At 69.5% G+C, this 18,676-nt stretch carries 16 protein-coding genes; 9 read left to right on the top strand and 7 right to left on the bottom strand.

Annotation, left to right across the window (positions count from 1 at the left end; translation table 11 throughout):
- Nucleotides 1-438: a CoA-binding protein gene (locus tag KDM41_04765; GenBank protein MCB1182723.1), complete on the bottom strand. Its 438-nt coding sequence runs from the start codon at nt 436-438 to the stop codon at nt 1-3.
- Nucleotides 439-710: 272 nt separating this feature from the next.
- On the opposite strand from KDM41_04765, the gene KDM41_04760 reads away from it, so the two are divergent.
- The 6 genes from KDM41_04760 to KDM41_04735 all read left to right on the top strand — a co-directional run bounded on the left by KDM41_04760 (nt 711) and on the right by KDM41_04735 (nt 9,303).
- The gene (locus KDM41_04760; GenBank protein ID MCB1182722.1) at nt 711-1,313 is read left to right on the top strand and encodes a hypothetical protein; all 603 of its coding nucleotides are present in this window, start codon (nt 711-713) and stop codon (nt 1,311-1,313) included.
- Between the two features lie 181 nt (nt 1,314-1,494).
- Nucleotides 1,495-4,245 carry a hypothetical protein gene (locus KDM41_04755; protein ID MCB1182721.1) on the top strand — a complete coding sequence of 917 codons (2,751 nt, stop codon included), beginning with the start codon at nt 1,495-1,497 and terminating at the stop codon, nt 4,243-4,245.
- 118 nt (nt 4,246-4,363) lie between these two features.
- On the top strand, nt 4,364-6,382 hold the full coding sequence (locus KDM41_04750; protein ID MCB1182720.1) for a 4Fe-4S dicluster domain-containing protein: 2,019 nt from the start codon (nt 4,364-4,366) through the stop codon (nt 6,380-6,382).
- Nucleotides 6,383-6,538: 156 nt separating this feature from the next.
- The gene (locus KDM41_04745) at nt 6,539-6,925 is read left to right on the top strand and encodes a hemerythrin family protein (protein MCB1182719.1); all 387 of its coding nucleotides are present in this window, start codon (nt 6,539-6,541) and stop codon (nt 6,923-6,925) included.
- Between the two features lie 156 nt (nt 6,926-7,081).
- Nucleotides 7,082-8,125 carry a nitronate monooxygenase gene (locus tag KDM41_04740; protein MCB1182718.1) on the top strand — a complete coding sequence of 348 codons (1,044 nt, stop codon included), beginning with the start codon at nt 7,082-7,084 and terminating at the stop codon, nt 8,123-8,125.
- A 293-nt stretch (nt 8,126-8,418) separates the two neighbouring features.
- Nucleotides 8,419-9,303 (top strand): tetratricopeptide repeat protein, encoded by an 885-nt coding sequence (locus tag KDM41_04735; GenBank protein MCB1182717.1) that lies wholly within the window; start codon nt 8,419-8,421, stop codon nt 9,301-9,303.
- A gap of 43 nt (nt 9,304-9,346) precedes the next feature.
- Here KDM41_04735 and KDM41_04730 read toward each other — a convergent pair whose 3' ends face one another.
- Nucleotides 9,347-10,621 (bottom strand): tetratricopeptide repeat protein, encoded by a 1,275-nt coding sequence (locus tag KDM41_04730; protein MCB1182716.1) that lies wholly within the window; start codon nt 10,619-10,621, stop codon nt 9,347-9,349.
- Between the two features lie 484 nt (nt 10,622-11,105).
- Between KDM41_04730 and KDM41_04725 the strand changes: the two genes are divergently transcribed.
- Nucleotides 11,106-13,007, top strand: a complete 1,902-nt coding sequence (locus KDM41_04725) for a carboxypeptidase regulatory-like domain-containing protein (GenBank protein MCB1182715.1) — start codon at nt 11,106-11,108, stop codon at nt 13,005-13,007.
- Between the two features lie 154 nt (nt 13,008-13,161).
- Nucleotides 13,162-13,767, top strand: a complete 606-nt coding sequence (locus KDM41_04720) for a chalcone isomerase family protein (GenBank protein ID MCB1182714.1) — start codon at nt 13,162-13,164, stop codon at nt 13,765-13,767.
- A 79-nt stretch (nt 13,768-13,846) separates the two neighbouring features.
- On the opposite strand, the gene KDM41_04715 is transcribed toward KDM41_04720, so the two are convergent.
- From KDM41_04715 to KDM41_04695, 5 genes are all read right to left on the bottom strand, one after another.
- The gene (locus KDM41_04715) at nt 13,847-14,011 is read right to left on the bottom strand and encodes a hypothetical protein (GenBank protein MCB1182713.1); all 165 of its coding nucleotides are present in this window, start codon (nt 14,009-14,011) and stop codon (nt 13,847-13,849) included.
- A 21-nt stretch (nt 14,012-14,032) separates the two neighbouring features.
- Nucleotides 14,033-15,868 carry a carbamoyltransferase gene (locus KDM41_04710; GenBank protein MCB1182712.1) on the bottom strand — a complete coding sequence of 612 codons (1,836 nt, stop codon included), beginning with the start codon at nt 15,866-15,868 and terminating at the stop codon, nt 14,033-14,035.
- The gene (locus KDM41_04705; GenBank protein ID MCB1182711.1) at nt 15,865-16,407 is read right to left on the bottom strand and encodes a hypothetical protein; all 543 of its coding nucleotides are present in this window, start codon (nt 16,405-16,407) and stop codon (nt 15,865-15,867) included. Before KDM41_04705 ends, KDM41_04710 begins: the two co-directional genes overlap by 4 nt.
- A gap of 110 nt (nt 16,408-16,517) precedes the next feature.
- On the bottom strand, nt 16,518-17,489 hold the full coding sequence (locus KDM41_04700; protein MCB1182710.1) for an electron transfer flavoprotein subunit alpha/FixB family protein: 972 nt from the start codon (nt 17,487-17,489) through the stop codon (nt 16,518-16,520).
- Between the two features lie 20 nt (nt 17,490-17,509).
- On the bottom strand, nt 17,510-18,289 hold the full coding sequence (locus KDM41_04695) for an electron transfer flavoprotein subunit beta/FixA family protein (protein ID MCB1182709.1): 780 nt from the start codon (nt 18,287-18,289) through the stop codon (nt 17,510-17,512).
- A gap of 184 nt (nt 18,290-18,473) precedes the next feature.
- Between KDM41_04695 and KDM41_04690 the strand changes: the two genes are divergently transcribed.
- On the top strand, nt 18,474-18,676 hold a 203-nt coding region (locus KDM41_04690), incomplete at its 3' end, for a hypothetical protein (protein MCB1182708.1).

Raw genomic sequence — 18,676 nt, 5'->3', positions numbered from 1 at the left:
TCAGCCGTTCATCAGCCGCAGCCACTCTTTGTAGATGCAGCGGTCCTGGACGACGACGAGCCCCGCGGCGCGGGCCCGGGCGGCGGCCTCCTCGTGCGCGACGCCTTCCTGCAGCCACACCGACCTGGCGCCGGCCGCGATGGCCGCGTCGATCACCGGCGGCACGGTGTCGCTGCGGCGGAACACGTCCACGACATCGATGGGCCCGGCCATGTCGGCCAGCTCGGCCACGATGGGCAGCCCGAGCACGTCCTGGCCGACGAGGGCCGGATTGACGCCGACGACCTCGAAGCCCTGGCCGTCGAGGAAGCGCGAGATGCCGTGGCTGGCCCGGTCTTCCCGGGCGGAGAAGCCGACGACGGCGATGCGGCGCATGGTCGCGAGCAGGTCCCTGACGACCGCGTCGTCGGGATTGCTCGGCTGGGCGTGGTCTGACATGTCCGGTCCTTTCCCGGCGAGAAACGAATGCGGGGCCGCGCCGACTCTAAGCGGCGTGCCGGGCCAATGTAAAGCCGAGAACCCCGGGCCGCAAAACCCCGGACCACCCGATTTCCCTTCAAATCGCCCCCTGGATCGGGTATCATCCCCGCAGGTCATCTCGTCCGCCCGATCCTCGCCCGATCGCATCGCCATCCCGAGTCACAGCGGCGCGCCGCAGGGGACCCGTCCCCGGACGGTTGCCGTGATTGCCCATCGTCAGGGGGACCCAGGTGAATCCGATTCTCGTAGGAAACCCGTATTCCGCCGCCGACGGCCGCAGCCGGCGCCGCCGGTCCGGCATTCTGTTCCTCGTGGGGGCGCTGCTCCTCGCGGGGGCGCTGTTTGCCGCGGCCCTGCCCGCGACCGCCCAGATCATCTCGTTCGACCCCGCGGAGAGCCTCCCGACCGATCCGGACTTCACGGTGACGCTCCTGATCGATACCGCCGGCCAGGCGGTCAAGGGCGTCGAGGTGAAGGCGGCCTACGACCCCTTCCTCGTGCAGCTGAACGCCATCACGCCGGGTTCGTGGTACACCGGGTCGGGGCACCTCTTCGCGTTCTTCGACTACACGGGAGTCGATCCCGTGGGTGAGCTGCACCTGGCCAGCGCCGTCCTCGACGGCGCCCTGGCCACCGACGGGGTCCTCGCCGTGTGCCACTTCACGATCCTCGGCTTCGGCATCTCGCCGCTGGTCTTCCAGGACGTGGATGTGCGGGACCCGGCCAACCAGGATCTGGGCTTCGGCCACAGCACCGGCGACCGGATCATCCTCGACCCGGTGATCGGGGTCGAGGCGGCCAGTTTCGGCGCCGTCAAGGCCCTGTACCGCTAGGCCGGGACACCCGCCGGAATTCCGGCGGCGGGAGCGCTTGCCTCGCCGCCGCCGATTCCCTAAACCTTATCCGCAGCGGGAACCGGCCGCGCACGGCCGGTTCCAGTCACCGCGCCGGGACGGTTTCGCTCCCCGTCCGCGCGCCCATCCCCGCCCGGGAGGGTTCGAGGGGTCTATCGGCATGCCTGTTCGCCCTGATGCGCCCCGGCGCCGCGGCCTGCGCCGCGGGGCCGCACTGCTGCTGCTCGTGCTCGTCGCGGGGTCCCACCGCGTGGAGGCCCGTCCCCGTCCCGAGATCCTGGACGCCGAGGAGCGGCGCCAGGAAGCGGTGGCGCCCGACGGGATCCACGTGCTCGACGGGTCCTGCGTCCTGGATCACGGCAACCTCTACGTCAACATCACCAACCACGGCCTCATCGGTTCCCAGTACACGCAGACCTACCCCTACAGCGCGGCGCCCAGCGGCCAGTGGCCCGGCGGTTCGGGCGACGAGTACCTGTGGGGGGCGGGCATCTGGATCGGCGGGTTCGTCAACAGCCAGCTCTCGGTGACGACGGGACAGCCCGAGCGCGAGTTGCGCCCGGAGGCCGACGTGCGGGCGACGATCTACGAGGCGCGCGAGAATCGCCAGGTGCGGCCGATCGACGATCCGGCCCTCGCCGGCCGACGGCCGCCCTACTTCGGCGCCGACGACGACGGCGACGGGGCCGCCGACGAGGACATGCTCAACGGCATCGACGACGACGGGGACGGGGCCGTCGACGAGGACTTCGGCCAGATCGGCGACCAGATGTTCACCTGCACCATGTTCGACGACACGGCCCTCGTGCGGGAGCTGTATCCCGACCACAGCCCCCTCGGCCTCGAGGTGGTGCAGCGGGCCGCGACGCTCGCAGCCGCTGACGCCGACGACTTCATCATGCTCGAGTACACCATCACCAACCGCAGCATCCACACCATCTCCGACATCCACCTCGGCACCTACGTCGACTGCGACATCCAGCGGCGGGGGGCCGGCGCCTCGGATCCGGACGATCTGGCCGGCTACTTCAACGGAGCCGTCCGGGGCAGCGACGGCTCGTTCCACCGGCTCCAGATCGGCTGGATGCGCGACGCCGACCCGGAGCATCCCCTGCCGGGCGTGTTCGGGGCGATGCTGCTCGGCCACACCACCGACCCCCTGGAGTACTGGGCGCCCCACATCGTCGGTGTCGAGAGTTTCCACATCTTCGCCGGCAACGCCACGACCACGCAGCAGGGCGAGCCCCTGTCCGACGCCGAGCGCTACGACCTGATGGCCGGAGGCCAGATCGACCGCGACCGCCGGCCCGACGAACCGGGTGACCTGAAGTTCATGTTCTCCAGCGGGCCCTTCCCGACCCTGCGTCCGGGCCGCTCGCTGGAGTACCGGGTGGCTCTCGTCGCCGGCGCCGGCATGGAAGGCATGCTGCGCAACGCCCTGCGGGCCTCGGAGGTGCACCGGGGGCGCTGGGTCGACGTCGACGGCCTGGCCACCACCGGCGGCGGGGGCGACCGCGAGACCCTGGTCTGCCTCGGCGACTACCCGCCCTACAACGACGGCACCGATCCCATCTACAACTACCGGGCCAACTTCATGGACGAGTTCTGCGTGGCGCCCGATCCCATCTTCGGCGTCGAGGTGATCAACCCGACATCGCTCTTCATCGCGCCGGACGGCCGGCGCTGCATCTACGTGAACGCGGACAACTGCGAGGAGTGCTTCCGGCGCCACGGCCGGGAGTGCACCATCGCCAACGACCTGATGAACACGCCCTCGACCGGCTACTACCCGACGGGCGCGCCCGGGGGCGAGCGCTACGTGCCGTGGATCGCCACCTCGGCGACGCCGCCGGTGCCGCCGCGGGCCCGCGTGGTCGCCGGCGACAACCGGGCCGAGATCTTCTGGGACGACCGCAGCGAGTCCGACCTCGACCCCTACACCGGGCGCGTCGACTTCGAGTCGTACCAGGTGTGGCGCGTGTCCAACTGGGTCCGGCCCGAGGGGGCCACCGACTCGGCCGGACCGGCGGCCGAGCTGTGGGGAATGCTCGCCGAGTACGACGTGATCAGCTCGGTGACCGACACCGGCGAGCAGCTGGGCCGGAACACGGGCCTCGAGGACATCCGCTACCGTCCGGTCTGCCTCGACGATCCGCGCTTCGCCGGGCTCGACACCCTCATGCAGGCTTTCGTCGACGCCGACACGGAGGGCGAACTGCTCACGTTCCCGTCGCTCCGCCAGCCCAACGGGGCGCCCGCTCCCGGGCGGGAGCAGTTCCTGCCCTGGGAGAGCTTCCCCACGGTGCTCGACACCTTCTTCGCCGTCACCGCCCGGGCGGGACGCGGCGGGGCCGATCCGGTGCAGGCCAAGGCGGCCCGCCGCTACTACCACCTCCTCGACGACGAACTCCACAACGGCTTCCGCTCGTTCCTCGCCGTGGTGGCCACCGACCATCTGCTGGAGTGGCGCTCCGGCCGCTACCGCATCGTGGGGCCGGGCGTCGGGGGCGATCCGGGCAACTTCCGGCTGGCGGTGGAACCGTCGGTGCCGGCCCAGACGCCGGATCAGCGCGCCGACCTCGGGGTGAACATCTACGTCTATCCGAATCCGGCCACGCGCGAGGCCCTGGCCGAGTTCCAGCACCAGCCGCCGAGCCGCAGCGATCCGACCGGGGTGCGGGTCATGTTCAACAACCTGCCCGCCGCCCACAACCGCATCACGATCTACACGGCCAGCGGCGATCTGGTCGCGACCGTGGAGCACGACGGCACCGGCGGCGACGGTGACGCTTCGTGGAACCTCATGTCGCGCAACGGGCAGGAGGTCGTCAGCGGCGTCTACCTCTTCGCCGTGCACTCGGACGACGGCCGCTTCGCCCCGTTCCGCGGCCGCTTCACCGTCGTCCGCTGAGCCGGTGCGCCCGACCGGGCGATTTCCCCTTCAAAACCCGCCGGGCATGCCGTATCATACTGAATGACCATTCATTTCCGGCCCCTCCGGGGGCCTGCAACCGCCGGAAGGGGTATCCGTGAACCCGGTCTTCATGTCCCTGCTGCTGTTCTGCGCGCTCAGTCTGTTCGCCAACACGATGGCCGAGCGCTTCTGGCTGCTGCGCGCCGGCGGGCCCGACGCCCGTCTCGACCGCAAGCGCGACCGCTTCCGCACCCTGATCCGGGTCGGGTTCTTCCAGGAACGGCTGCTCTACGAGCGGGGCGCCGGCTGGATGCACGCGCTGATCTTCGCCGGCTTCATGGTCGTCTCGATCCGCACCGTCACGCTGGTGGGCGTGGGCTTCACGCCCGACTTCCACCTGCCCTTCCTCGACGGTCCCCTCGGCCTGCTCTACGCCTTCCTCAAGGACACCTTCGAGGTCGTCGTCATCGCCGCCCTCCTCTTCGCGCTGTACCGGCGGCTGGTGGTGCGGCCGAAGCGCCTGCACCTGAGCCTCGAGGCGAACCTGATCCTGCTGTGGATCGGCGCCCTGATGGTGACCGATCTGCTGGTGGACGGCGCCCTCATCGCGCAGCATCCCGCCGCCCGCGAGAAGGGGTGGGCCTGGGCTTCGACCCTCGTGGCCTCGCTGCTGTCGGGCTCGGAGGCGGAGGCCCTGCAGCGCCACCTGCAGTTCAACTTCTGGATCCACGTGGTCCTGGTGCTGGGCTTCCTGAACTTCCTGCCCTTCGGCAAGCACTTCCACGTGCTGACGGCGCTCCCCGCCACCTTCCTGGCCCGCCTGACGCCGTCCGGGGCCCTGGAGAGAATGGAGTTCGAGGGCCGGGAGGTCTTCGGCGTCGGCCGGCTGGAGGACTTCAGCTGGCGTCGTTTCCTGGACATGTTCACCTGCACCGAGTGCGGTCGCTGCAACGAGATGTGCCCCGCCGACCTGACGGGCAAGCCCCTGCACCCGCGCTCGATCATCGTCGACGAGCGGAACAGCGCCTACTCCCTGGCCGACCACCTCATGAAGGTGGGCAAGCTGAAGGCCCAGGGCCGCGACCAGGAGGCCGCCGCGGCCGTCGAGGCCATGGCGCGACCGAGCCTGATCGGCGACGTGAACGACGAGGAGGCCATCTGGGCCTGCACCACCTGCGGTTGGTGCGTGTCGAGCTGTCCCGTGATGATCGACCACATCCCCAACATCATCGACCAGCGCCGCTACCTGACCATGATGGAGGCGAAGGTCCCGACCGTGCTGCAGAACGCGCTGAAGGGGCTCGAGAACAACAGCAACCCCTGGAACGTGAGCGCCGCCGCCCGCGAGGACTGGATCGGCGACGAGCTCGCCGTGCCGAAGATGCGCGACAAGGGCGGGGCCGAGTACCTGCTCTTCGTGGGCTGCGCCGGCAGCTTCGACGCGCGCAACAGCCAGGTGCTGCGGGCCACCTGCACCCTGCTGAACAAGGCGGGCGTCGACTACGCCATCCTCGGCAACGAGGAGGGCTGCTGCGGCGATCCCGCGCGGCGCGTGGGCAACGAGTACCTGGCCCAGATGCAGATCAACCAGAACGTGGGCACCTTCAAGAAATACAAGGTGGAGAAGGTGATCACGGCCTGCCCGCACTGCTTCAACAGCATCGCCAACGAGTACCCGGACTTCGACCTCACGGGCGTCGAGGTGCTGCACCACAGCCAGGTGCTGGGCGACCTGGTCAAGAGCGGCCGGCTGAAGCTGAAGGGGAAGGAGTCGCTGAAGGTGACCTACCACGACTCGTGCTATCTCGGCCGGCACAACGGCATCTACGAGGCGCCGCGCGAGGTGATCGGGGCGATCGGCTCCATAGCCGCCACCGAGATGCCCCGCAACCGCCGCGAGGGCTTCTGCTGCGGCGCCGGCGGCGGCCGCATGTTCATGGAGGAGGACCACGGCACACGCATCAACCACAACCGGATCGCCGAGGCCGCCGCGACCGGCGCCGACGAGGTCTGCACCGCCTGCCCGTTCTGCCTGACCATGATGAGCGACGCCATCAAGGAGACCGACCGCTCCGACACGCTCAAGGCCCGCGACATCGCCGAGGTGATGCTGGCGAACCTGGACGACGAGTAGCCCTGCCGGGGACCGGGGCGCCCGCCCTGGTCCCCTGTAACTTCATGTTGATATTGAATTTCCCTATCTCCGGCGGAAACAGTCGAGATTGATTTCCCGGCGTCCGATGGTTATGATCGGCTGCGGGGGACGCGATTCTTCGTCCGGGGAGGGACCATGGACTACCGCACGGGACTCGTCTGGCAGGACTGCCAGCACCGCCGCCTGCTGGAGATGTTCGACGCCGTGGCGAACATCGGCGAAGACGACGGGAACTGCGGGGAATGCGTGCCGCTGCTGCAGCGCATCATCGAGTTCGCGGCGGGCCACTTCGAGATCGAGGAAGCCTACATGGAACGCTGCGGCGATCCGGGCCGGGAAATGCACGCCCGCGAGCACGCGGCCTTCCTGCAGCGGCTGAACAACATCGTCGACACCGCGGCGGTGGCGGACAGCAGCCTGCGCGCCGAGATCTCGGCCGAACTGACCCGGTGGTTCCGGAACCACATCCTCGAGGTGGACCAGGAATTCGCGGCGCGGGTGCTCTCGGACAGGACGGTCTGAGACCCCATCTTGCCAAGGTGCGCCGATTCTGTTATGAGATGAGGAACGTCGACGGACGGCCCGCCCATGCCGGGGGCCGGTTTTCGGGTTGGCGGCCGCGGCCGCGATCCGCCGTCAGCAGCTTTCCGCAGGAGTCCATCGATCAGGAGGATGAGCATGAGCGCCCACGATCCCGTGCGGGCCACCGACCGCTTGAACCGGATCTGGGGCCGGGGCAAGGAGTTCCTCGGCACCGAGCTGCCCATCATGTGCGGCGCCATGACCTGGATCAGCGACCCGGACCTCGTGTCGCGCATGAGCAACCTGGGGGCCTTCGGCGTCCTCGCGGCCGGCAACATGCCGCCCGAGCTGTTCGAACAGTACGTCGACCGCACCCGCGAGTTGACGGATCGGCCCTTCGCCGGCAACGTCATCACCATCGCACCGAACTACCTCGAACACCTCGACATCCTCTGCCGCAAGAAGGTGGGGCACATCGTGTTCGCTGGTTCACTGCCGCGCGGCTCGGAGGTCGAGAAGGCCAAGGAGAGCGGCGCCAAGGTGCTCTGCTTCGCCTCGACGGACTCCATCGCCCGCCGCATGATCAGCTACGGGGCCGACGCCCTGATCCTCGAGGGCAGCGAAGCCGGCGGCCACATCGGCCATGTCTCCACGGTGGTGCTCCTCCAGGAGATCCTCTACGAGTTCGGCGACGAGCTGCCCATCTTCGTGGCGGGCGGCATCTCCCACGGCAAGATGATCGCCCACCTGGGCCTGATGGGGGCGGCCGGGGCCCAGATGGGCACCCGCTTCGTGCTGGCCGACGAATGCAACGCCCACGAGAAGTTCAAGGACGTGTTCATCAAGGCCCGGGCGCGCGAGGCCATCTCGACGCCCCAGTACAGCCACAAGCTGCCCGTGGTGTCGGTGCGGGCCCTGAACAACCACGCCATGAGCCACTTCGGCGAACTCCAGCTCGAACTGCTCGAGAAGCTGAAGAAGGAGGAGATCGGCCGTCAGGAGGCCCAGTTCAAGGTCGAGGAGTACTGGGTCGGCTCCCTGCGGAACGCCGCCGTCGACGGCGATGTCGAGCACGGGTCGCTTATGGCGGGCCAGTCGGTGGGCATGCTGAAGAAGAAGCAGCCCCTGCGGGACATCCTGCAGGAGCTGGTCGACCAGGCCGACGCGGCCGTGGCCGACGTGGAGCGGATGCTGGGCTAGAGGCCGCCGCAATGGCCGCCGGCCCTCGCCGTGGGGGCAACCTTTGCCGGGGCCCCGGAAGCGGGGTCCCGGTTTTTTCCGGCGCGGTTTCGGTTCCGGGCGCAGCGGCCCGCGAAACGGGCGTCCCGGCGGGTCTGGCGGCTGCGGGGTCTGGCATCGATCTTGATAGGGCAGGGGCGAAACGACCTCCGCGACCCCGACGGGAAACCACGCGGAACGACCGAGACCTGTCCGGCGGGCACCCTGCCCGCCGCGGCAGCCGATTCGCCACCCCTCCGCCGGGAGCACCGAACATGAACCGCAGCCCCCTGACTCGACTCGCCACCACCGGCCTGCCGCTGCTGATCCTTCTGCTGACGGGGCCCACGGCACCGGCCCAGGACGTTTCCAGCCGCATCGCCGGCCAGGCCCTCATCGCCGAGAACCCGACCGATCCGGCGTCCTACACGGCCTACGCCGACTTCCTGATCGCCCGCGGCGACCTCAAGTCGGCCGAGGAGATCCTCGAGATCGGGCGCAACAAGGCCAACGCCTCGGCCGACCTGCTGATCACCCTCGGCGAGGTCTACGAGGCCCAGGACCGCATGGCGCGCGCCGAGTCCGTCACCCGCGAGGCCCTGGTGATCGACCCCGAGTCGGTCGACGGCCACGTGCGCATGGGCGAGATCTACTTCCGGCTGGGCTGGCCCAAGTCGGGCATGGAATCGTTCCGGACGGCGGTGACGCTGGCGCCCGACGCGACCCTGCCCAAGGTGCGGGTCGTCGGTGGCCTGGTCGAGCAGAACAAGCCGGCCGAAGCCGAGGACGAGTGCCTGAAGTTCATTTCCGGCGATCCGGAGAACGCCGACCTCTGGCTTTCGCTGGGCCAGGTCTTCGAGAAGCAGGACAAGCTGCGTGAGGCCTTCACCACGTACGGCCAGGTGCTGTCGCTCGATCCGGACCAGGCCGAGGCCTACGCCCGCCAGGGCCGCCTCTTCTGCCGCTTCGGCCAGTACGACGCCGGGCGCACCGCCTGCGGCAAGGCGCTGGAGATCGATCCGCAGAACATGCTGGCCCACGCCTACATGGGCATCGCCTGCAGCAACCTCGGCGACGGCGAGACGGCGCGCAAGCACGCCCAGATCGCGGAGTCCGGCGGCATGAACATGACGGCGGTGTGGAAGAAGCTCGGCAACTAGAGCCGGTATCCGGGACACCGGGCCCACGGGCCCCGAACCCCCGTCAGGCGATCGCGCCGGCGGGGGTTTCGTCTTGCCTGGCGCAGGCCGGACGGAGTGCCGAGCGCTGGTCGGCCTCGTCCTGCCAGACGGCGGCCTGCTCGTCATCGCCCAGGTGGGCATGCAGGAGAGCCAGGTTGCGGCAGGGAGCGGCCACTCCCGGCAGGGCCGCGGCGGCGCGCAGGAAGGCCTCCCGGGCGGGAGCGGGCCGCCCGAGGGAGAGATGCAACGTTCCCAGCGTGTTCTGGAAGTGCCCGTTGGCGGGAAACAGTCGGATGGCGACGGCGAGCAGTCGCGCGGAGCGCTGCGCGTCGTCACGTCGCAGCGCGATCTGGGCGCGCAGGTGGGCCGCCTCGGCGACGAGGGGGGAGCCGGCTTCGTGGTGCGACATGACCCGGGCGAGCAGATCCTCCGCCTCGGCCAGTTCCCCGGCTTCGAGCCGCAGCCAGCCCGCGGTCAGGGCGCGATCGGGGTGGCCGGGTTGCAGGACGAGGGATCGGTCGATGGCGACACGGGCCTGGGTCGCTTCCCCGCACTTGAGGGCGCACTCGGCCAGCTCGGCCCAGGCCTGGGCGTCGTGGGGCTGTTCGGTGGTCTTGCGGTGGGCCAGGCTGAGGTAGTGGCGTGCCTTGGCCGGGTCCTCGTCCAGATAGCCGAAGTGGTGGACCGGCCAGGGCAGGTCCACCGCGGTGACGTGGGCTTCCCACAGGCTGGACTCGACGGTCTCGTGGATGGCGCCGCGGAAACGGATGCGCGGATCGTTGGGAAAGACGCGGACCTTGCACGTCGGCACGTATCCCGGAGCAGGCGCCCCCTCCGGCAGGCCATGGGGGTCGGGGTCCGGAACGGGCGCCCAGCCGCGTCGGCCGTAGGGCGCTGCCAGATAGTTGCGGGTCGTCAGGGTGCCGGCGACCGGGGTCCCCGCGCTGTCGCCGACTTCGACCCAGGCCCGCAGGGCCTGCCAGTCGGCGCGGCACAGGATCTCGTCGGCGTCCAGGACCAGGATCCAGCGGGCCCGGCAGCGTTCGAGCACCGCGTTGCGCGCGGCGCTGAAGTCGTCGGTCCAGGGGAGCGGGAAGACGCGGCAGCCGCGTCGGGCGGCCTGCCCGTCGCTCCCGTCGCGGCTCCCGGTGTCGCCGACGACGATCTCGTCGACCCACTCCAGGGCGGCGTCGAGGAGGTCGGTCCAGCGGCGCCCTCCGTCGCGGACGATCAGGGCCAGTCCGAGCAGGGGGCGACATGCGGGTTCGGCGTCTCGTCGGATGAGGGGCGGGGACATGGCTCTCCTACGGTCCGGAGTCACGGGTTCACCGGGCGAAAGCAGGATGCGTGCCGTTCGTAGCGAGGGTTTCGGGTCGTTTAACTCGCCGCTTGACAGCGAGTTGCAGCACGCGTGGAGCGGCTGCGGACCGGAGGGAAGCGCCAATCGACCGCCGGTGGCCCGGCTGCGGACGGGAACTGGGCGGCCCGCACCGGCTCCCGCCGCTTCGGATTCGCGATGGGGAGGGTGCGCCGGGACTCGCCACGCCGCCCGGCGTGGCCTCTGGCGTCGGGATCGGGCTGAATCGCGCACCCCGGTCCATCAGGTGGAGCCCATTTTCAGGTCTATTATTGATGTATTGTGGAATAGCGTTGACAAAAACGCCACAAATATGGGACACTTTTGGTAGGGATTCGGCACAGGTCCAACAATGTGACGCGAATCATCACGATAATGTGACCCATAGACCCACACCGCCTCGCGCTCGCCTGGGGAGGAAAATATGAAACTGATGAGAATCCTGACGATGGGATTGGCCATCGCGGCCATCGCCACCGGCTGCTCCCGCCAGGAGCCTTCGGTCGCGCCGCAGGCCGACGACGCCCTCGTCTATCACCTGAACCTGGACAAGAACGGAACGGAGACCCTCGGGACCCCGTCCATCGCGATCGCCGACGGCAGCGGCTTCGCCGAAGGCGGAGTCGGCATGGTCGACACCGACAGCGGCAGCCTGGAGATCATGGTCCCGATGGGGGCGACCATCAACCAGGTTCTCGCCTACTGGGCCGGCGGCACCACCGGCGCGCCCGGTGACGACAACATCACGCTCGACGGCAACGCCGTGGCCGGCGACCTCATCGGCGGTCCGACCCTGTTCTACTCCACCGACACGGCCGACTACCATTTCAGCGCCTACCGGGCGGACATCACCGAGCTCGGGCTGATCGAGCCCGGTGCGAACACCGTCGCGGTGACCGATTTCGACTTCGACACGACCGGCGGCACCGTCGACGAGAACAACGGCGTGAGCATCGTCGTGATCTACGACGACGGCGCCACCGCCGATCTCGGTCTGGTCGATGGTCTGGATCTGGCCTTCTTCCAGTTCGCCCCGACCCTGGACGGCACCGTGCCGCAGACGTTCACCTTCGGCGCCGAGCCGACGGCCCGCACCGCCCAGCTGCTCGTCATCGCCGGCAGCGTCGGCGACGGCCGTCCCAACGAGGTCAAGGTCACGACGAGCGAGGGCGACCAGGTCTTCACCGACGTCCTCGGCGCCGTCGACCTGCCCAACTGGGATTCGATCCTGCTGGACGTGAACGTCCCGGCCGGCGACACCTCCCTGACCGTGGAACTGTTCTCGACCGAGAGCTACGAGCCCCTCGGCGCCAGCCTCGGCTGGCTGGCCAGCGGCCTGTCCGTGCCCAGGACGCCGCCCGAGCCGGCCGCCCTCGGCGACCGGGTCTGGCTGGACAACGACATGAACGGGATCCAGGACCAGGATGAGCCCGGCGTGCCCGGCGTGACGGTCCAGCTGCTGGACTGCGCCGGCCAGGTCCTGGCCGAGACCACGACCGACGCCGACGGCTACTACCTGTTCGGCAACCTCGCTCCGGGCAGCTACAACGTCCGCTTCGTGCGCCCCGACGGTTTCGAGTTCACCCTGCGGGACCAGGGACCGGATGCGGAGGCCGACAGCGATGCCGACACCGCGACCGGCGAAACGGTCTGCACGGTCCTGACGCCGGGTGAGACCGACCTGTCGTGGGACGCGGGCATCTACCAGCCCGAATCCGGAAGCGACGGCTGCCGGATGACCGGCGGTGGCAACAGCACCTTCGAGGGCAACAGCTACACCTTCGGCGGCCAGGCCGGCGCGCCGCTGGCGTCGCAACCGCAGCCCTGGGGCAACTGGACCCACCACCAGAAGGATGGCCCGGCCGGTTCCTTCGTCTTCCATGCGGGCACGCCGAGCGCCCCGGCAGGCACCGAGATCGACTGGATCGAATGCATGGATCCGGGCTGGTGCGTGCAGGCGCGTCCGGCCCCGGCCAAGCAGATCGACTTCGCGGGCGTGGGCACTTTCAAGAACATGAAGGGCTCGCCGGCGTCGATCGCCGACAACGTGACCGTGGGCTCGAGCCTGCACTGGTTCGAGGTGAACGTGGACGACCTGGGTGAGCCGGGCGGCCACGACAACCCCGGCGGCTGCGATCCCCTGGGCTTCGGCCGCAACGGGGGCACCGAGCTCGCCGACTGCGACTGCCCGGATTTCTACCGGATCCGGATCCATGCCGGCCCGACCGATGCGTCGGCCGTCATGTACGAGGTCTTCGGGTACATCGACAACGGGAACCTGCAGATCCATCCGCCCACCGGCCGGGACGGCAAGCTGGATCGCTGACGCGATCCGGCCGCACCGGCGGGAATTCCGGCGCCCGGACCCCATGGGGGCGGGCGCCGGCTTTTCCTTGTCCCGGAACGCGCGGCAGGGTAGTCTCGCCGGTGCGGCTCCGCGGAGCCCGATTGCCGTCAACCCCAACGCAGGAGAGTCCAACATGGCCAGATTGTTCGGAAGGTTCGGGCTCGTCGCCCTGGTTCTGCTCGTCGTGGCGCCCGCTGCGCTCGCCATCGTCGAACCCGACACCGAGACCGAGTACCCCGACACGATCACCCTGACCGCCGGCGACACCAGCTACGGGCTCAAGGCGACCGGCGTGGGCCTCCGTGAGAAGACCTTCCTGAAGGTGGACGTCTACACCATCGTGTCGTACGTGAGCGACGCGGCCAGCCTGGGTGCCAACGCGGGCACCGAGCTGGTCGATCTGGACGCGCCCAAGCAGATCCGCATGGACCTGCGCCGGAGCTTCAGCCGCGAGAAGCTCATCGACGCCCTCGTCGGCGTGATCGAGAAGAACTACGACGACACCAGCGCCTTCGACGCCGACATGGAGACCTTCCAGGGCTACTTCACCCGCGACGCCCAGGAGGGTGACGTCATCATCTTCACCTACCTGCCCGGCACCGGCCTGACGACGAACCTGAATGGCGAGGACAAGGGCGTCATCGCCAACTTCGCCTTCACGCGGGCCCTCTGGACCGTGTGGTTCGGCAGCAAGCCGGCGGACAAGGGGCTCAAGGAAGACCTGCTCGGCGCGCTCTAGGATGCGGGCCGGACTGCAACGACGAGGGGAGAGGCCGGCGGCCTCTCCCCTTCGCGTTTCCGATGCGGCGGGGCGGTGACTAGAACAGGGTGTAGATGAACGGCGCGACGGCCTGCCCCGTGAAGATCAGCGACCCGAGAACGAGCAACACGATGACCATCGGCACGATCCACCAGGCCTTGTTCTGCCGGGCGAAGGCGAAGAGCTCGCCGAAGAAGCGTCCGATGTAGCTGAGCCGGTTCATGTCCGATTCCCTTTCCGCCCCTCAGTCGAGGGGGAATTCCTCCTGCCAGGCCTCGGCCTTCTCGGCGAGGCGGGGCTGGGCGGTCTTGGCGAGCAGATGGGTGCCCAGGACGAGCCAGTCCATCTCGGTGCGCATGAAGCAGCGGTAGGCGTCCTCGGGCGTGCCCACGATGGGCTCGCCCCGCACGTTGAAGCTGGTGTTGATGATGATGCCGTAGCCCGTCCGTTCGCGGAAGGCGTCGATGATCGCGTGGTAGCGCGGATTGGTCGTGCGGTCGACCGACTGGATGCGCGCCGAGTAGTCCACGTGCGTGATGGCGGGCACGTCGGAGCGCGGTTCGTTGACCCACGCGTAGAGGTCGTCGTCGGCATGCTCCCGCGACGTCTCCAGGCAACGCTCGGGTCGCACCTGGGCGACCAGGAGCATGTACGGCGAAGGGCGGTCGATGTCGAAGTACTCGCCGATCCGCTCCTCGAGGCAGGACGGCGCGAAGGGCCGGAAGCTCTCGCGGTACTTGATCTTGAGGTTCAGCACCGACTGCATCCGCGGCGAGCGCGCATCGCCGACGATGGAACGGTTGCCCAGGGCGCGCGGTCCGAACTCCATGCGGCCCTGGAAGAGGCCGACGACGTTCTGCGCGTCGATGAGCCCGGCGACCCGCCCGGGCAGATCCTGGTCGTCCAACGTCTCGTAGGGGTAGCCGCGGGCGTCGAGCCAGGCGGCGATCTCGTCGTCCGGGAACTCCGGGCCGAGGTAGGCGCCGCGCATGGTGTCGCGTCCGCCGTCCGGCGCACGCGGGTTGTCCTGCACCTGGTGCCACACGTGCAGGGCCGCGCCGAGGGCGCCGCCCGCATCGCCGGCGGCCGGCTGGATCCACACGTTCTCGAAGGGGCCCTCGCGGATGATGCGGCCGTTGGCCACGCAGTTCAGGGCCACGCCGCCGGCCAGGCAGAGGTTGCGCTCCCCGGTGACGGCATGGGCGTGGGCCACCTGGCGCAGCACGATCTCCTCGGTCACCTCCTGCACCGAACGGGCCAGATCCATCTCGCGGCGGGTCATGGCCGTCTCGGGCTCGCGGGCCGGACCGCCGAACAGGGCGGCGAAGCGGTCGTTGGTCATGCGCAGGTCGTCGTGGAAGCCGAAGTAGTCCATGTTCAGGGCGAAGGAACCGTCGGCCCGCAGGTCGACGAGGTGCTCGCGGATCGTGTCGGCATACACCGGTTCGCCGTAGGGCGCGAGGCCCATGAGCTTGTACTCGCCCGAGTTCACGCGGAAGCCGGTGAAGTAGGTGAAGGCCGAGTAGAGCAGGCCCAGGGAGTGGGGGAAATGGAGCTCTTCGAGCACGTCCAGACGGTTGTCGCGGCCGTGGCAGATGCTCGTCGTGGCCCACTCGCCGACGCCGTCCATGGTCAGCACGGCGGCCGAGCGGTAGGGGCTCGGAAAGAAGGCGCTGGCCGCGTGCGACTGGTGGTGCTCGCAGAAATACATGGCCCCGGGCCGGCCGGCGCCCGCCGCGGCCAGGGCGGCTTCGATGTCCGCCGGGATCCAGAGCTTCTCCCGCAGCCAGACCGGCAGGGCCATGAGGAAGGGCCGCAGGCCGTGGGGCGCGGTGGCGAACCAGGTCTTGGCCAGGCGGCCGAACTTGGTCAGGGGCTTGTCGTAGAACACGACGACGTCGACCTGGTCACGGTCGACGCCCCCCTCGGCCAGGCAGTAGCGCACCGCGTGGTGGGGAAAACCGGCGTCGTGCTTGCGGCGCGTGAATCGCTCCTCCTGGGCGGCGGCCACGATGTGCCCGTCCTGCACCAGGCAGGCGGCCGAGTCGTGATAGAAGGCGCTGATGCCGAGAATGTTCATGGGCGATTCTCCCCGCCGGCGTCGCCGCGTTCCGGTCGGCTGCCTACGGGGCGCGCGACGGCCCGGGCGCCGCGATCCTCGCGCAGGAACTGGCGCGCGATGTTCTCATCGGGCCGCTGGGGCCCGCGGGGAATCCAGTAGGTCAGGCCGGGATCGCGGCGGCGCCGGTGCAGCGGGTCGTGGCCGCGCCAGCGCAGCCACGCCGCCACCGGGGTCACGAAAAGGTAGAAGAACGGCACGAGGAGCAACCAGGCCAGCAGGGCGCCCACGCCGCGGCCGAGGGATTGGCCGAAGCGGTGCACGTGCCGGTAGACTCCCGGCAGGGCCAGGCCCAGCCCGGCCACCACGCCGGCCAGGACGGCGACGACGCTCGCGGCCACGGCGTGGCCCAGGGCGAAGCGCAGCAGGGCGGCCACGGCCAGCATGACCGTGGCCTGGATCAGCGCCGCCCGCCCGAGCGCGGGGCGTCCGGCGCCGTCCGCGGCGGGATCGCGCCAGTTCCAGGTCGCCTGGAGGATGCGTTGGGAGGATCGGGGCATGGACGCTCTCCGCACGGCGGGACGCGGGGTTCTCGGGAGCAGGAACTGCCCCGGACAAGCCGGGGCAGTTCGCGGTCAACCTTCAGCAATAATAGCACATCCGGAGGCGACTAGCCGCGGATCTTGCCGACCTCGTCGGTCAGGACCGGCACCACGTCGAACAGGTCGGCGACGATGCCGTAGTCGGCGGCCTTGAAGATCGGGGCCGCCTCGTCCTTGTTGATCGCGACGATGCACTTGCTGCTGCTCATGCCCGCCAGGTGCTGGATCGCCCCGCTGATGCCGCACGCGACATAGAGGTTCGGTCCGACGGTCTTGCCCGTCTGGCCCACCTGGTGGGAGTAGTCGACCCAGCCCGCATCGACGATGGCGCGGCTGGCGCCGGCGGCGGCACCGAAGGCGTCGGCCAGCTTCTCGATGAGCGGGTAGTTCTCCGGACCCTTGATGCCGCGCCCGCCGGAGACGACGATCTCGGCCTCGGTCAGGGTGACCTTGCCGCCGGTGCTGGCCTCGACGCTCTTGACCGTGGCCTTGGGCGTCACGCCGCCGAGGCCGGCGTCGAACGTCTCGACCGCGGCGCTGCCGCCCTTCTCGGCCACCACGAAGGCGTTGGGGCGGATGCCCACCACGGCGGTGGCGCCGCTCCACGTCACATCGGTGAAGCACTTGCCGGCGAAGACCGGACGGCGCACTTCCCACGCGCCGTCGTGCTTGAGGCCGACGGCGTCGCTGACGCACGCGCAGCCCAGCTTGGCGGCGGTCTTCGGACCGAGGTCCTTGCCCATGGCCGTCGAGCCGACCAGCAGGACGTCCGGCGACTTCGCCTTGACGAAGCTGGCCAGGGCCGTGCCCCAGAGTTCGCTGTTGTAGACGGTGAAGGCGTCGTCCGCGGCGGCGAAGACCTTGTCGGCCCCGTACTTGCCGGCCTCGGCGGCGGCCGCGTCGGCATTGGGGCCCAGGTACACGCCCCAGACCTCGCCACCGGCGACGTCGGCTACGCGGCGGGCCTCGCTGAGCATCTGCCAGGCCACCTTCTTGAGGGCGCCGTCGCGCTGCTCGATGAAGACTGCGATGTTCGGCATGCTATTCTCCTTCCCTCGGGTCAGATGACTTTGGCTTCTTCGTGCAGCAGGCGCGCGAGTTCGCGGGCCGCGGCGGCGGGGTCGTCCGGGCTGATGAACTTGCAGGCGCCACGCGGCGCCGGGGGCGCGTACTGCTTGACCGTGACCAGGCTCGCGGGCACCTCGATGCCCAGGTCGGCACAGGTGACGCTCTCCATGGGCTTCATGCCGGCCTTCATGATGTTGGGCAGGCTCGGCAGGCGAGGCTCGTTCAGGCCCTTCTGGCAGGTGAGCACCGCGGGCAGCGAGGCCTCGACGACTTCCTTGCCGCCCTCGATCTCGCGTTCGGCGGTGAGGGTGCCGTCACCCAGGGCGAGCTTGGTGATGGTCGAGACATGGGCCATGCCCAGCATCTCGGCCAGCAGCACGCCGAGCTGGCCGCTGTCGTCGTCGATGGCCTTGATGCCGGTCAGCACCAGGTCGAATCCGTCGCGCTTGATCACCGCGGCCATGGCCGTGGCGACGGCCATCTCGTCGGCACCCCGCAGGGCCTCGTCGCCGATGATCACGGCCTTGTCGCAGCCGACGGCCAGGCAGTCCTTCTTCAGGGTCTCCTTGACCGCGTCGCTGCCCACGGTGATGGCCGTCACTTCGACCTCGCCGCCGGCTTCCTTGATCTTCACGGCTTCTTCGACGGCGAAGGCGTCGTAGGGGTTCAGGACCCGGGTGAAGCCGGATTCGTCCAGCGTCGCGGCGGGCGCGGCGAGGTTGATCCGGGTCTCCGAGTCGGGAACCTGCTTCACACACACGGCAATCTTCATGGTTCCTCCATTGGACGGGCTGTGCGCGGTTGGGAATGCGGAAATGTCCGTCCCATAATAAGAGTTGACCCCCGGAGCGTCAATGTGGCGCGCGGTGGGCAAAGTGGGGGAATGCGGTGGCATTTGGCCGCTTGTGCGGCGATCATGACGGGGCCTCGCAATGTCCCGACCCCCCGGAGGAACCGTGACCGCCGCCGCCGCCCCTTCGCTCGACCTCGTCGTCATCGGCGCCGGACGCACCGCCGCCGCTGCGGCCCTGGCGGCTGCGCGCGACGGTTGGGCGGTGATCCTGGCCACGGGCTCGCCGCAGGGACTCCGACCCGGCGCACGGCACGTGGGAGAGGTCCTCGACCTGCCCGATGCGGCGACCGCCGGCTGGGAGTCGCT

This window comes from bacterium, assembly GCA_020440705.1.
Lineage (GTDB): Bacteria > Krumholzibacteriota > Krumholzibacteriia > LZORAL124-64-63 > LZORAL124-64-63 > JAGRNP01.
This window is presented reverse-complemented; position numbering and strand designations above follow the sequence as displayed.